Below are 13,157 nucleotides of genomic sequence, written 5' to 3'. Positions count from 1 at the left end.
TCGGATCTCGAAAAAATCTGGCTTGGCCAGTTTTTAAGACAAGATCCGCTTCGGGTCAATTCTCTGACAAATCGGCGGCGCGTCGCGAAAGCAGCGCCGACAATGGACTGTCGGGTCGCGCTACTGAACGGTCTGCGGTGAGCGCCCTGGCCAGCGCACCGTCACCGGTCCGCAAGGCCGCCTCGATCAGCGTCAGGTCGATGACGTCGCGCTGGGCGTGGCTGCCGCCGAAACGGTGGGCGATCGCCCGGATCGGCCGGATCAGGCGAACAGTGTCGGCATAGTTCCCGGCGCCGAATGCCTTGATGGCGAGCGTCAGTGGATGGCCGACATCCCGGGTGAACGCCGCATTGTCGTCGCTGCCGCGCATGGCCTCGCGCTGCGCCTCCAGCAAGGTCTGAGCCGGCGCGTCGAGCCCGGCGCCGACAAAGGCCATCATCGCGTGAGCATCGTTGAAGGCGTAATTGCCGTCGCCGGCCTTTGGCGCCCAGTTGGCGGCGACCGCCGTCCAGCGGTCGCCGGCATCGACGCCGCCAAGATAGAGCCGCCACAGGATCGCCGAGGCATCGACCATGTTGAGCGCCAGCGTCGATCGCTCGCCGTAGATCGGGCCGTCATAGAGCCCCAGCACCTCGTTGGTCTCGCCGAGGTCATAGTGGAACAGCGCCAGGTGCCACCAATTGTGCACCTTGAGAAAGCTCTCCTTCGTCCATGCTTCGGGATTGGCGCGCATCCAGGCAATGCCATCCCTTTGCCGGCTTTGCATCTCCATGACGTGGGCGACGGCATGTTGGGCCCAACCGTCGCGGGGCTCCAGATCGACCGCGGCGCGGCCAAGCTTCTCGGCCCGTGCGTAGTCACCCATTTCCTCCAGCCCGAAGGCCTGCATGCCGAGGATGGCGTGGTAGCCCGGCATGTCGCTTTGCCAGGACGGCAGGGCGCCGGCGATGCGGTCGCGCAGCATGCGCGCATTGCCGGTGAAGAAATCGATCTGATGCCCGGTCTGCAGCGCCACCGCGTCGAGCGGGAAGTCGATGGCGATATCCCTAAGAATGCCGGCGGCGTCATGCCAGCGCCCGTTGGCGAGATGACCAAGGGCTGAGACATGCGCCTGCTCGCGCGTGGTCGCGGCAAGCGGCAACGCCGCCTCATGGCAAGCCTTGGCCACCGCCGTCGCCTCTCGCTCGGTGGCGAGGCCGAAGAGATAGCCCTTGAAGACATGCGCCATGACGAAGCCGGGATCTTCCGCGATGGCGCGATCGACGGAGGCTACGGGATCGCCGATGAAGCATTGCAGTTCACGCACAGCCTGGCTGTAGGGCGTGAACCCCGCCTCCGTTGCGCCCGAAAGTGTCAGACCGAATGCGTCCCTGATTGCCATGCAATGTCCTTTGACCGGCCCATGATGGGCCTCGATCCGTCGGCCCAAGGCGATCCTAAAGCATGGGCCACAGACACGCCAATCGCGCGCCGCGCTGGGACTATTCCAGTGTATTTTGCAGTTTATCAACCATGAGCCACAGATTAGGCTTTGTAAAAGCGAACGAATTGTGGCTTCATTGCGGCGCGGGTGGAGGGCTTGAAATCGCGATCTGAGAGGGGACGCGATGCGGCACTTTGAAATAAAGCTTCCAAACAGCCGGTTGGAAGGGATGGATGACACGATTGCTTTGCTGCCGCGAAAGCCGCGTCAGATCCATCCATGGTTTATTAGCGTTCTTGCAACTACAGCATTTGCGTTGCTGCCCAATTCCGTGGCCTTCGCAGCATGCGTGCTGGTTCCGTCTCCCGGAAACGACACCTTCACTTGCGATAGTGGTGATTCGGGCGGCAGCCTCACCGACAATGGCGGCGACAACGCGCTGAATTTTCCCGCCGGCGGGACCGGGCAAATATCAGGCAATGTCACCTTTGGCGTCGGCACGGACCGCGTCGACATGCAGTCCGGCACCATCACCGGCACCGTCGATCAGGGCGGCGGCACGGACTTCTTCACCATTGGCGCCGGCACCGTCGCCGGCAATGTCCAGCAAGGCGCCGGCATCGACGACTTCAATATGAGCGGCGGCCAGATCGGCTCGCTCAACCAGGGCGACGGCCTCGACACCTTCACCATGACAGGTGGGCGCATCGTCGATTTCTTCGACGATGGCGACCATGCGGTCATGACCGGCGGCCGCATCGGCCGCGTCAACATGAAACTCGACAAGAACTATTTCAACATGTCGGGCGGCACCATCGACCGAAATCTTGTCACCGGCTTCGACCAAGACACGATTATACTGTCGGGCGGCACCATCGGCGGCAACATCAGCGTCAGCGGCGGCAATGACAGCGTCACGATCACCGGCGGCACGGTCGGCGGCGATATCCTGATGAGCTTTGGCGCCGACAACTTCGTCTGGAACGGTGGCGGCATCATCTACGGCGCCGTCGATCTCGGCGGCGACAACGACACCGCCAGGCTGAGCAACCTCACCAACGCCAATCTCGGCGCCACGAATGCAATAACCGGTGGCCTCGGCACCGACGCGCTGACCCTCGATAACGTCAAGCTGGATGGGATCAGCCGGCTGCAGAACTGGGAAAGCATCGGCGCCACCAACGATACCGAACTGAAGCTGGACAGCAATCTGGTGCTTGGCGATAGCGGCACCGGCACCGGCGCACTCAACGTCGACGCCTCGAGCACGCTGTTTGGCGGCGGCGGCTTCAACGCTTCGATCCAGGCCTTTACCGCAGGGCAGTTGGCACAGGTCACCAATGCCGGACGCATCGACCTGACCAATGGCGGCACCGGCGCGACCGATCGTCTGACGATCTCCGGCAACTATACCGGCGTCGGTGGCCTGCTGCTCATCCAGACCGAGCTTGGCGATGATTCCTCCGCATCGGACAGGCTGGTGCTGTCGGGCGGGACGGCGTCCGGCTCGACCGGCATCTCGGTGATCAATCTCGGCGGCGCCGGTGCCGAGACCACGCAGGACGGCATCATGGTCGTCCAGGCGGTCAACGGCGCCACCTCCGGCACCAGCACCTTCGCCCTCGACACGCAGGTCGCGGCCGGCGCCTTCGAATATTATCTGTTCAAGGGCGGCGTCAGCGCCGGCAGCCAGGAGAACTGGTATCTGCGCTCGACGCTGACGGCGCCGCTGGAACCGGCACAGGTTCCGCCGCAGCCGGCACCGGCACCGCCGGCGGTCGAGCCGCCACCGCCGCCGGGACCTGGGGTCGAACCCCCGCCGCCGCCGGAACCTGAACCGCCTGCGGTCGAGCCACCGCCGCCGCCACCCTCCGAGCTGCCGCCGACGCCGCCGCCGACCGAGGGCGACATCAACACCCCGCCGGTCGACCCGACGCAGCCCGTGCAGGCCAGCGATCCGGAACCCACGCCGCCGCCTCCGCCAGCACCGGCGCCGCCGGCGGACCCACCACCGCCCCCACCGGTGGTGCCAACCGCAGCGCCCGCGCTTCCAGTGCCGACGCCGCCTGTTGGTCCGCCGCCTGTGCAGCCGGCGCCGCCGACACCCGGAGCGACGGCGGTGCAAGCCGCCGAGATCCCGCTCTATCGCATCGAGGTTCCGGTCTATTCGGCCTTGCCGCCGGTCGCCGAGCATCTGGCGATGACGACGCTCGGCACCTTCCATGAACGGCGCGGCGAGCAGAGCCTGTTGTCGAACGCGGAGCTGTCGCCGGTTTGGGGCCGCGTTTTCGGCCAGGACACTGAGATGGGCTGGTCGGGAACGGTGTCGCCATCCTTCGACGGCTCTCTGTTCGGCTTCCAGGCAGGTTTCGACCTGTTCGGCCGCGAGACCGCGTCAGGCCAGATCGATCGCGCTGGCCTGTTCGTCGCCTATGCCAGCATGACTGGCGATGTGCGCGGCCAGGCGCTGGGATGGAACAATCTGTCCGTCGGCAGCATGGATATCGACGGCACCAGTGTCGGCGGTTACTGGACCCGTGTCGGCCAGGGCGGCTGGTACCTGGACGGCGTCGTCATGGCCACCTTCTTTGGCGGCAACGCAACGTCGTCCCGCAACGTCGGCATCGACGTCGACGGCACCGGTGTCACCGCTTCGCTGGAAGGCGGCTATCCCATTGCGCTGGCGCAAGGCTGGACGCTTGAACCGCAGGCGCAACTGGTCTGGCAGCATCTGTCGCTTGACGACACCAAAGACCTGTTCTCGTCGGTTTCCTTCGATCCCGACGACAACGTCGCCGGTCGGCTGGGCGTGCGGCTGCAGGGCGAGACTGCTATCAACGGCATGGCGTTGCAGCCTTACCTCAAAGCCAATATCTGGCACGACTTCGGCGGCACCAGCCATGTCAATTTCGACACCAACGACATCTCGACCGAGGGCAAATCGACCTCCTTCGAATTCGGCGGTGGCGTCGTCGCCAAGGTGACGGACAAGGTCAGCGTCTTCGCCACCGGCGACTACACCACCAATCTCGGTGGCGACAAGCGCCGCATTCTCGAGGGCAATCTCGGCTTCAGCGTCAAATGGTGAGGCAGATCAAGGTCCCGAATCGGAGGTTCGGGACCTTGGTCAAAAAAGAGGGCCCGCCTAATTGCCCGAACGCATCGCCACGGTGGCGATGCCGGCGCCGACCAGCAGCGTGCCGCCGGTGCGGTTGAAGATGCGGATCGCCTTGGGATTGCGCACGACGTTGCGCGCGCGCGCCGCGATCAGCGCATAGCCGAAGGCATTGGCGAAGGCGAGCGCCAGGAAGGTCGTCTCGAAGATCAGCATCTGTGTCCAGAAATCGGCATGCCGGTCGAGGAACTGCGGCAGGAAGGCGACGAAGAAAGTGATGCTTTTCGGGTTGAGCGCGGTGACCAGCCAGGCATGCGCCATCATCTTGGCCGAGGACACCGCGTCGGTGCGCGGCTCGGCTTTCAGCGCGCCGCCGGCGCGAAACAGTTTCACGCCGAGATAGATCAGATAGCCGGCGCCGATCAGCTTCAGGATGGTGAAGACGGTCGCCGAAGCGGCCAGCAGCGCGCCGATGCCGAGCATCGACAGCGTCATCGCGGTGAAGTCACCGAGCGCCACGCCGACCGCCATCGGCAGGGCGGTGCGCCAGCCCTGGCCCAGCGCGTAGGACACCACCAGAAGGATGGTCGGACCCGGAATGATGAGAAGGATCGTCGATGCGGCAGCGAAGGCGGCCCAGTTTTCGAAGGACATGCTCGTCTCCTTTGAGCGTAAAGAAGAGGATAAATCCTTGGCGATGGGAGAATGTAAAGGGCGATTTCCCTAATTTCGCCAACGGCAGGTCGGTGTCAGTTCGCGCCGCTCAATGTGCTCACGATATCGGCCAGGCTGACATTGGCACCGAGAACGGTTGCTGCTGCGACAATGGCCGCGGCAAAAAGCTTGATGTCGGTTTTTAAGGTCTTGCACATGGATCCCCCTCGATGGCCGCCTGAGGGGATTGGGAAATGCCGGCGCCGGGCATATGACCTGACGGAGGTCATTTTGTGCAGCAGCGCCTTGGTCGACGGTCGGGCGGCAGGTCGAACGCCAGCAAGGCACGCGCAAACGCAGGCAGCGCAACGCCTTCACGCTTTATCAACCATGAATGATGAAAATGCGTTCTATCCGGCCGGACCGTGCTTCCCGCCGACAGCGTAGGGTTTGGGTATATGCGTGAGTTGCCGCAAGGTCTGACGCCGCCGCGAAACGGCGACGCAATCGAAACCGATCATCATCTTTCCCGTCGCGCCATCCTGTCTGGAGCGGGGGCGCTGGCTTTGCTCAGCGCCGCCGGCTGCTCGACCTCGGGCGGCGGTCTGTCGGCGCTCGAGCTCGACGACACGGTTACCGGTTCATTACGGCCGATCCGGCCGAGCATCAGCGTCGACAAGCACATCACCAGCCCCGACGTGATGTATGCAGGGTTGACCGATGGCGGCTTCAACCTGCCGGAAGTGCCGTACCTGAAGGTCAAGCCGGAGTTCCGCCGCCAGATCGTCGTCGACACGACCGGCGAGGCGCCCGGCACCATCGTCGTCCATCTGCAGGAGCGCATGCTCTATCTCGTCCAGCCGGGTGGTGATGCCATCCGCTACGGCGTCGGCATCGGCAAGGACGGCTTCCGCTGGTCCGGCCGCGCCAACATCCAGTATGGCAGGGAATGGCCGACCTGGACGCCGCCGCCCGAGATGATCGCCCGCAAGCCGGAACTGGTGAAATGGCAGGCCGGTCAGCCCGGCGGCCTCACCAATCCGCTCGGCGCCCGGGCGCTCTACATCTATCAGGACGGCAAGGACACCGGCTATCGCATCCACGGCTCGCCCGAATGGTGGAGCATTGGCCAGGCGATGTCGTCGGGCTGCGTGCGCCTGATCAACCAGGACATCATCGACCTCTACAGCCGCGTCTCCAAGAAGAACCCGGTCGTCGTCGTCTGATCGTGCCGGCCGCCGGCGCGGCCGCTTCTCTCTCTGTTCGAGCATGATCTCTGGCGAAATCCGGTTCTCACTCTTGGGTCAGGCCCAAGTGTCAGGCTCAAGGGCATGCTTTTCGGGATCATGCTCTGGTTCTCCCGTTGCGCGATAGCGAAAGACAGGCGAATGTGCCTGCGAATTCATCGCTCGGGAGACGTCAGGAATGGCCGGAACTTTTGTTATCGCGCAGGGCGGCGGCCCGACCGCCGTCATCAACCAGACGGTGGTCGGGGCGACGCTGGAGATCCGCAACCGGCATCCCGGCGCCAAGGTGCTGGGCTCTATCCACGGCGTGCGCGGCATTCGTGACGGCAACTATGTCGACCTCTCCGCCATCCCAGAAGACCGGCTGCGGCTGATTGCCGGCACGCCAAGTGCAGCCCTTGGCTCGACGCGCGACAAGCCGGACGCCGCCTATTGCGAGGTCATCCTCAACGGATTGAAGAAGGCCGGTGCCGACGCCTTCATCTATATCGGCGGCAACGATACGTCCGGCACGCAGCAGATCCTGACGGACGCTGCCGGCGGCACGATCGCCTTCGTCCATGCGCCGAAAACCATCGACAATGATCTTGAGGAAAACGATCACACGCCGGGCTTCATCTCGGCGGCCGAGTTCGTCGCCGGCGCCTTCCTGTCCGTCGACCTCGATTTCCGCGCTCTGCCTGGTATCTATGTCGGCATCGTCATGGGCCGGCACGCCGGCTTCCTCACGGCTGCGGCTGCAGCCTGGCAACTCGACCCCGACAGCGGCCCCCATCTCGTCTATGTTCCGGAGCGCCCATTCTCGGCGGCCGGCTTCATCGATGACGTGCGCGCCACGCTCGATCGCCACAAGCGTTGCATCGTCGCGGTGTCGGAAGGTGTCAGCACCGCCGACGGCAAGGCGCTGGTCGAAAGCCTGGTGCCGCCGGACAAGCTCGAGCGCGACGCGCATGGCAACGTCAAGTTGTCCGGCAGCGACCTGCCGGCAGCGCTCGAACGCGCGCTGGCCGAGGGGCTGCCCGGCAAGCGGGCCCGCGTCGATGCGCTCGGCTATATGCCGCGCGGCTATATCGGCGCCATCAGCGCGGTCGACGCCCAGGAGGCATTCGATGCCGGCGCCTTCGCCGTCAGCGTCGCCGAACAGGGCGGCGGCTCGGTGGCGCTGCAATATGACGGCGCCAAAACGGTGCTGAAGAAGGTGCCTCTGAAGAACGTCGCCGGCAAGACCCGCCATATGCCCGACGATTTCATGAAGCCCGATGTCAATCAGCTGTCCGAGGCCGGCATGGCCTATCTCAAGCGGCTGGTGCCGGAGAAATACAAGGTCGGGAAGCCTTTCGTCTGATGCAGGCTCACACGTGATGCCGGGCTCAAAGATGATGCCGGACTGGTTCAGCAAGAGCATCGTCGACGAAAAGACGACGATGCTGACCGAACCGTTCGTGCATGATTATGTGCGTGCCAACATCTGGCATCTGCGCGGCCGCGATGTCGACCTGCTGGTCGACACCGGCATGGGCATCTGTCCGCTGGCGCCGGAGATCGAGACGCCGCATGGCAAGCAGCTGCTGGTCGTCGCCACCCATATCCATCTCGACCATGTCGGCTCGCTGCACGAGTTCCCGTTGCGGGCCGGGCCAAGAATGAGTGCCGCGCAGTTTGAGAGCATGGATGAGGCGGCGACCTACGCCTACATGTTCCACGATCTCGATGGCGCCGTGTCGAAATTGCCGGCGCCTGGCTGGAGGGCAGCCGACTACAGGATCCCGTCAGCGCCATTGACGCGGACCCTTGACGAGGGCGACGTGGTCGATCTCGGCGACCGGCAGTTTCGCGTGCTTTATCTGCCCGGGCATTCGCCGGATTCGATCGCGCTGTTCGACGAGGCCGATGGCCTGTTCTTCAGCGGCGACGCCATCTACGACGACACGTTGATCGACGACCTGCCGGACTCCGATCGGACCGCCTATCGCCGCACGATGCAACGCCTGCTCGACATCCCGATCCGCATTGGCCATGGCGGCCACGGGCCAAGCTTCGACGGCAAGCGCATGCGCGAAATTGCAACGGCCTATCTCGAGCGAACCGGCGCGGGCTGATGCCTCGGCGGGGCAGGGAAGAGCGCCTGGCCTGTCGCCCGACGACATCGTGACCGGTCGCCGTCTGGAAATTAAATCTTCGTAAGGTCGCCTCAAAACCCTAAATCGGGCCAATCCGTACCCTAGATGCAGGGCTGTCGATCTGGTCGGCTGCCATGCTAGGCGAGACGGGCAATCGCGACCTTCGACACGCCGGATGGCTGGTTCCCCAAGGGAGGCGGCCACAGCGCAGGATCAACTCTCGCCCGGACAAACGACCATGTCAGATATCCTTCGCAGACATCGCGTCGCGGCCTTGCTGGGCGCTGCGCTAATCATATCTCCCTTTGTCATATCTTTCGCCCAAAGTGCGAGCAACGCCGTTCCGACAACCCAGACACCTGTCGCCGGCATCACGGCACCCAACGGCTCGTTCGCCCCCATCGTGGCCGCCGACAAGCCGGCGGTGGTGACCGTCACCACCGCCATGAAGGCACAGCCGGAAAGCACGGATGACGGCATGCCTCTCGGCAACTCGCCGTTCGACGAATATTTCCGTCAGTTCTTTGGCGACCAGGGCATGCCCGCTCCACAGACCCCGCCGCAACAGGCTCCGCGTGCCGAGGCGCTCGGGTCCGGCTTCATCGTCGCTGCCGATGGCACCATCGTCACCAACAACCACGTCGTCGATGGCGCCTCTTCGATCAAGGTGACGCTCGACGATGGCACCGAGCTTCCCGCCAAGCTCGTCGGCCGCGATGCCAAGAACGATCTCGCGGTGCTCAAGATCAAAGCCGACAAGCCCTTGCCGACGGTCAAATGGGGCGATTCCGACAGGCTGATGACCGGCGACCAGGTGCTGGCGATCGGCAACCCGTTCGGCATCGGCACCACGGTCACCGCCGGCATCGTTTCGGCACGCGGCCGCGATCTGCACAGCGGGCCGTTCGACGACTTCATCCAGATCGACGCGCCGATCAATCATGGCAATTCCGGCGGTCCGCTGGTCGATGTCAGCGGCAATGTTGTCGGCATCAACACGGCGATCTATTCGCCCAATGGCGGCAGTGTCGGTGTCGGCTTCGCCATCCCGTCGGACCAGGCCCAGAAGGTGGTCGCCAAGCTGATGAAGGACGGCTCAATCCAGTACGGCTACCTCGGTGTCGAGATCCAGCCGGTGACGCCGGATGTGGCGAGCGCCATCGGGCTCGATCATCCTGGCGGCGCGCTGGTTTCGCAGGTCAATGACGGTTCGCCGGCTGCCAAGGCCGGCGTCGAGACCGGCGACGTTATCACCAGCTTTGCCGGACAGGATGTAAAGGATCCCAAGGACCTGTCGCGGGCCGTCGCCGATGTCGCACCGGGCGCCAGGGAGACACTGGATGTCTGGCGCAAGGGCAAGGCCATGGATATTTCCGTCGATGTCGGGCTCAACGGCGACGATGTGAAGACGGCATCCGTGACCGACGGGTCCGGCGCGCCGAGCGCCGGGCAAGGCAATCGAGTCCCCGCGATAGGCCTCGGCCTGATGGACATCACGCCCGACATTCGCCAGCAGATGAACCTAGCCGACAATCAGCACGGCGCGGTGGTTGCCAGCGTCAATCCCGACAAGGCGGCCGCGGCTTCCGGCATCCAGGCCGGCGACATCATTATCGCCGTCAATCAGGTGCCGGTGAAGAGCGCCAGGCAGGTCACCCAGGCGATCGCCCAGGCCGGCAAATCCGGCAGGAAATCGGTGCTGTTGCTGTTGGAGCGCGACGGCGGCCAGATTTATGTCGCGGTGCCGTTTGCCAATGGCTGACACGTGGCGCTGACTTGAAGGCAGGATCGGCGGGCTCGGCGACAACGAGCCGCCGATCCAGTCCGTCAAGATTTCAGTTGCCCGCCACGGCATCTTCGAGAAAACTGCATGAAGTCTGACAGATGGCCCGATGCAGGGGGATTGCCGCAATGGTCACCCGAGGTTTCCTTTCAGGACGGCGCCCGCCGACCGACGGCGACGCGCGCATCCCTCCAGGGCAATATCTCGAGCAGGGATTTCCGGTCCTGTCAGCCGGCCCGACGCCGCGGGTGCGCACCGAGGAGTGGTCGTTCACGCTGAAGCACGGGCCGCGGCCGATCAAGAAATGGAATTGGGCCGAGTTCAACGCCTTGCCGCTGACCAAGATGACACGCGACATCCATTGCGTGACCGCGTGGACCAAGTTCGACACGCCATGGCAAGGCGTGCTGATCGACGATATTCTCGCCGATGCCGGCATCGAGCCGCCGACCGCCTTCACGCTGGCGCATTCGTTCGACGGCTATTCCACCAATGTGCCGATAAAGGACCTCACCGCCGGCAAGGCGATGGTCGCGCTGTTTTACGAAGGCAAGCCGATCACGCCGGACCATGGCGGCCCGGCGCGGTTGCTGGTGCCGCATCTGTATTTCTGGAAATCGGCCAAATGGCTGAACGGCCTCCAGTTCACCGAGCGCGATGAGCCGGGTTTCTGGGAATTGCGCGGCTATCACATCTATGGCGACCCATGGCGTGAGCAGCGCTACACGAACGATCCATGAGCGACGCACAAGCGCCGCAATCGCCCTGGCAGACGGCCGGGATCGTCCGTATCGAAAAGCGCACGCCGCGTGTCACCAGCTTCTTTTTCCAGCCATCGCGGCCGTTCGCCTATCGGGCCGGTCAGCATGTCGACGTCAGGCTGACAGCGCCGGACGGCTATCAGGCGCGCCGCTCCTATTCGATTGCCTCCGCGCCCGAGACGGACGGGGTGATCGAACTGGCGATCGAAAAACTCGACGATGGCGAGGTCTCTCCGTTCTTCCACGACGTCGCAGCGGTTGGCGATGAGGTCGAACTGCGCGGGCCGCTCGGCGGGCATTTCATCTGGCCACACGATGACAGCGGGCCGCTTCTGTTGGTCGGGGGTGGTTCGGGCGTCGTGCCTTTGATGTCGATGGTCCGTCATCGCGCCAAGCGCAATTCGATGGTGCCCGTCGCCCTGGTCTTTTCAGCGCGGGTCTGGGACGAATTGATCTTTCGCGACGAATTGATCGCTCTCGATGATCGCAAGGACGGCTTCGACCTCGTGCTGACACTGACGCGCGAAGCCGCGCGCCGTCCTGCCGATTATTCGCGGCGGGTGGACGTTCCCATGATGGTGCAATCCATGGCGCGGCTGCCCGGACCGCCTGATATCGCCTTCGTCTGCGGCTCCAACGCCTTCGTTTCGGCCGCCGCCCAAGCGCTGATCGATGCCGGCGTTGCAGCGGACATCATCCGCACCGAGCGCTACGGAGTTTGAACGGATGCAGCCCTTCGAGAGGTTTCTCGCAGCCGCCGTTCCGAGGCTCGGCATCGCCCACCGGTCACGCCTCGATTTCGAGCGCCGAAAGCGGTTTTGAGCAACAGGCGAGGATAAAGCCGTCGTCGATTTCGTGATCAAGGATGCCACCATTGTGGCTCATCTCGACGGTGCCCGCGACCTTCTTCACCTTGCAGGTTCCGCAGAGGCCGAACTCGCAGGCGGCGGGAATCCGCACGCCCGAGGCGCGGGCCGTTTGCAGCACGGTCTGGCCGGCGACGCATTCGGCGTCGACATCCGAAAGCGAAAACCGGATCGGCGTCGCGGCTTCGACGATAACGGCGCCGCCGTCCTCCGCAGGCGACGTGAAGGGCGCCGGGATCTCCTCCACGACAGGCGCCGCAAAGCTCTCCTGATGGTATTTCGTCATGTCGAAGCCGGCGGCGTCCAGCATGCCGCGCACGGCGCGCATGAAGGGATCGGGGCCGCAGCAGAAGATCTCGCGCTCGCGGAAGTCGGGCGCCAGCAATGGCAGCCGGATCGCGTCGATGCGGCCCATATGGCCGAACCAGCCCTCGCGGCTCGATCGCTCCTCGATCATGAAGCCGAGCGACAGGCCCGGCATGCGGCTGCCGAGCAGCTCGAGTTCCTTGCGGAAAATGATCTCTTCGGGGCGGCGCGCGCAATTGACGAAGCCGACATCGGTCCATGGCGCGCAGTCGTTCAGCCAGCGCAGCATCGACATCATCGGCGTCACGCCGGAGCCGGCCGAAATGAACAGATACTTGGCCGCCGGGTGGCTGTGCAGCGAAAAGTCGCCGGTCGGCCCATAGGCCTTGACGTGCGAACCGGGCGTCAGATGGTCGAACATCCAGCGTGTGCCGATGCTGCCCGCTTGCGCCTTGATCGTCACCGCGATCGAGAACGGCCGCGATGGCGAAGACGACAGCGTGTAGGTGCGCATCAGCGGCCCGTCGGCGGTCGGCAGTTCCAGCGTCACGAACTGGCCCGGCTTGTAGCGGAACCAGGTCTGGTTGTCGGAGCGGAAGGTGAAGGTCTTCACATCAGGCGCTTCGTCGCTGACGCCGATCACTTCCAGCACCTGGAGCCTGTCGTTCCAGGGCGTCATCTGGTCGAGATGGCGATAGAGGCCAAGGTCCGTCATCGCATTCATCCTCTTGTCCCTTTTGTTCGGTGCATGCCGTGATCCCAAAACCGCCGGGCACTTTTGGGCGACATGCCCTAAAGCGCGTCGCGTCGAAACGGATTCATGCGCCGCGCTTTAAGTCTTTGTTTGTATGCATGTCGTTGTCTCAAAACCGGGGCCACTTT

11 protein-coding genes are annotated in these 13,157 nt (G+C 64.2%); 7 read left to right on the top strand and 4 right to left on the bottom strand.

Annotation, left to right across the window (positions count from 1 at the left end):
- Positions 1-55: 55 nt before the first annotated feature.
- Entirely contained in the window at positions 56-1,381 is a 1,326-nt protein-coding gene (locus tag B5V02_RS15570) for a tetratricopeptide repeat protein (RefSeq protein ID WP_111545010.1), read from the bottom strand.
- A gap of 226 nt (positions 1,382-1,607) precedes the next feature.
- Between B5V02_RS15570 and B5V02_RS15565 the strand changes: the two genes are divergently transcribed.
- A complete protein-coding gene (locus B5V02_RS15565; protein WP_111545009.1) occupies positions 1,608-4,511 on the top strand; it encodes an autotransporter family protein in 2,904 nt (967 codons plus the stop codon).
- Positions 4,512-4,568: 57 nt separating this feature from the next.
- Here B5V02_RS15565 and B5V02_RS15560 read toward each other — a convergent pair whose 3' ends face one another.
- The gene (locus tag B5V02_RS15560; protein WP_111545008.1) at positions 4,569-5,192 is read right to left on the bottom strand and encodes a LysE family translocator; all 624 of its coding nucleotides are present in this window, start codon (positions 5,190-5,192) and stop codon (positions 4,569-4,571) included.
- Positions 5,193-5,287: 95 nt separating this feature from the next.
- Positions 5,288-5,410, bottom strand: coding sequence for a hypothetical protein (locus B5V02_RS42240; protein WP_013528283.1), 123 nt, complete (start codon positions 5,408-5,410; stop codon positions 5,288-5,290).
- A gap of 240 nt (positions 5,411-5,650) precedes the next feature.
- Here B5V02_RS42240 and B5V02_RS15550 point away from each other — a divergent pair, with 240 nt between their 5' ends.
- The 6 genes from B5V02_RS15550 to B5V02_RS15525 all read left to right on the top strand — a co-directional run bounded on the left by B5V02_RS15550 (position 5,651) and on the right by B5V02_RS15525 (position 11,825).
- Positions 5,651-6,418, top strand: a complete 768-nt coding sequence (locus B5V02_RS15550; RefSeq protein WP_111545007.1) for a L,D-transpeptidase — start codon at positions 5,651-5,653, stop codon at positions 6,416-6,418.
- 199 nt (positions 6,419-6,617) lie between these two features.
- On the top strand, positions 6,618-7,784 hold the full coding sequence (locus tag B5V02_RS15545; RefSeq protein WP_111545006.1) for a diphosphate--fructose-6-phosphate 1-phosphotransferase: 1,167 nt from the start codon (positions 6,618-6,620) through the stop codon (positions 7,782-7,784).
- Positions 7,785-7,818: 34 nt separating this feature from the next.
- The gene (locus tag B5V02_RS15540; RefSeq protein WP_111545427.1) at positions 7,819-8,538 is read left to right on the top strand and encodes an MBL fold metallo-hydrolase; all 720 of its coding nucleotides are present in this window, start codon (positions 7,819-7,821) and stop codon (positions 8,536-8,538) included.
- A 259-nt stretch (positions 8,539-8,797) separates the two neighbouring features.
- Positions 8,798-10,321, top strand: a complete 1,524-nt coding sequence (locus tag B5V02_RS15535) for a DegQ family serine endoprotease (protein ID WP_111545005.1) — start codon at positions 8,798-8,800, stop codon at positions 10,319-10,321.
- Between the two features lie 149 nt (positions 10,322-10,470).
- Entirely contained in the window at positions 10,471-11,082 is a 612-nt protein-coding gene (locus tag B5V02_RS15530) for a molybdopterin-dependent oxidoreductase (protein WP_111545004.1), read from the top strand.
- Positions 11,079-11,825: a ferredoxin reductase gene (locus B5V02_RS15525; RefSeq protein ID WP_111545003.1), complete on the top strand. Its 747-nt coding sequence runs from the start codon at positions 11,079-11,081 to the stop codon at positions 11,823-11,825. The genes B5V02_RS15530 and B5V02_RS15525 overlap by 4 nt, the downstream gene beginning before the upstream one ends.
- Before the next feature lie 64 nt (positions 11,826-11,889).
- Here the strand turns inward: B5V02_RS15525 and B5V02_RS15520 are convergent, their stop codons facing one another.
- Positions 11,890-12,990, bottom strand: a complete 1,101-nt coding sequence (locus B5V02_RS15520) for an FAD-binding oxidoreductase (protein ID WP_111545426.1) — start codon at positions 12,988-12,990, stop codon at positions 11,890-11,892.
- Positions 12,991-13,157 lie beyond the last annotated feature (167 nt).

It is taken from the genome of Mesorhizobium kowhaii, from assembly GCF_003253745.1.
GTDB classification, from domain to species: domain Bacteria; phylum Pseudomonadota; class Alphaproteobacteria; order Rhizobiales; family Rhizobiaceae; genus Mesorhizobium; species Mesorhizobium kowhaii.
This window is presented reverse-complemented; position numbering and strand designations above follow the sequence as displayed.

Bases quoted from the DNA above. Each gene is read 5' to 3' on its own strand.
- B5V02_RS15565 (WP_111545009.1), top strand. From the start codon at position 1,608: ATGCGGCACTTTGAAATAAAGCTTCCAAACAGCCGGTTGGAAGGGATG.
- B5V02_RS15525 (WP_111545003.1), top strand. From the start codon at position 11,079: ATGAGCGACGCACAAGCGCCGCAATCGCCCTGGCAGACGGCCGGGATC.
- B5V02_RS15550 (WP_111545007.1), top strand. From the start codon at position 5,651: ATGCGTGAGTTGCCGCAAGGTCTGACGCCGCCGCGAAACGGCGACGCA.
- B5V02_RS15530 (WP_111545004.1), top strand. From the start codon at position 10,471: ATGGTCACCCGAGGTTTCCTTTCAGGACGGCGCCCGCCGACCGACGGC.
- B5V02_RS15535 (WP_111545005.1), top strand. From the start codon at position 8,798: ATGTCAGATATCCTTCGCAGACATCGCGTCGCGGCCTTGCTGGGCGCT.
- B5V02_RS15540 (WP_111545427.1), top strand. From the start codon at position 7,819: ATGCCGGACTGGTTCAGCAAGAGCATCGTCGACGAAAAGACGACGATG.
- B5V02_RS15570 (WP_111545010.1), bottom strand. From the start codon at position 1,381: ATGGCAATCAGGGACGCATTCGGTCTGACACTTTCGGGCGCAACGGAG.
- B5V02_RS42240 (WP_013528283.1), bottom strand. From the start codon at position 5,410: ATGTGCAAGACCTTAAAAACCGACATCAAGCTTTTTGCCGCGGCCATT.
- B5V02_RS15545 (WP_111545006.1), top strand. From the start codon at position 6,618: ATGGCCGGAACTTTTGTTATCGCGCAGGGCGGCGGCCCGACCGCCGTC.
- B5V02_RS15560 (WP_111545008.1), bottom strand. From the start codon at position 5,192: ATGTCCTTCGAAAACTGGGCCGCCTTCGCTGCCGCATCGACGATCCTT.
- B5V02_RS15520 (WP_111545426.1), bottom strand. From the start codon at position 12,990: ATGACGGACCTTGGCCTCTATCGCCATCTCGACCAGATGACGCCCTGG.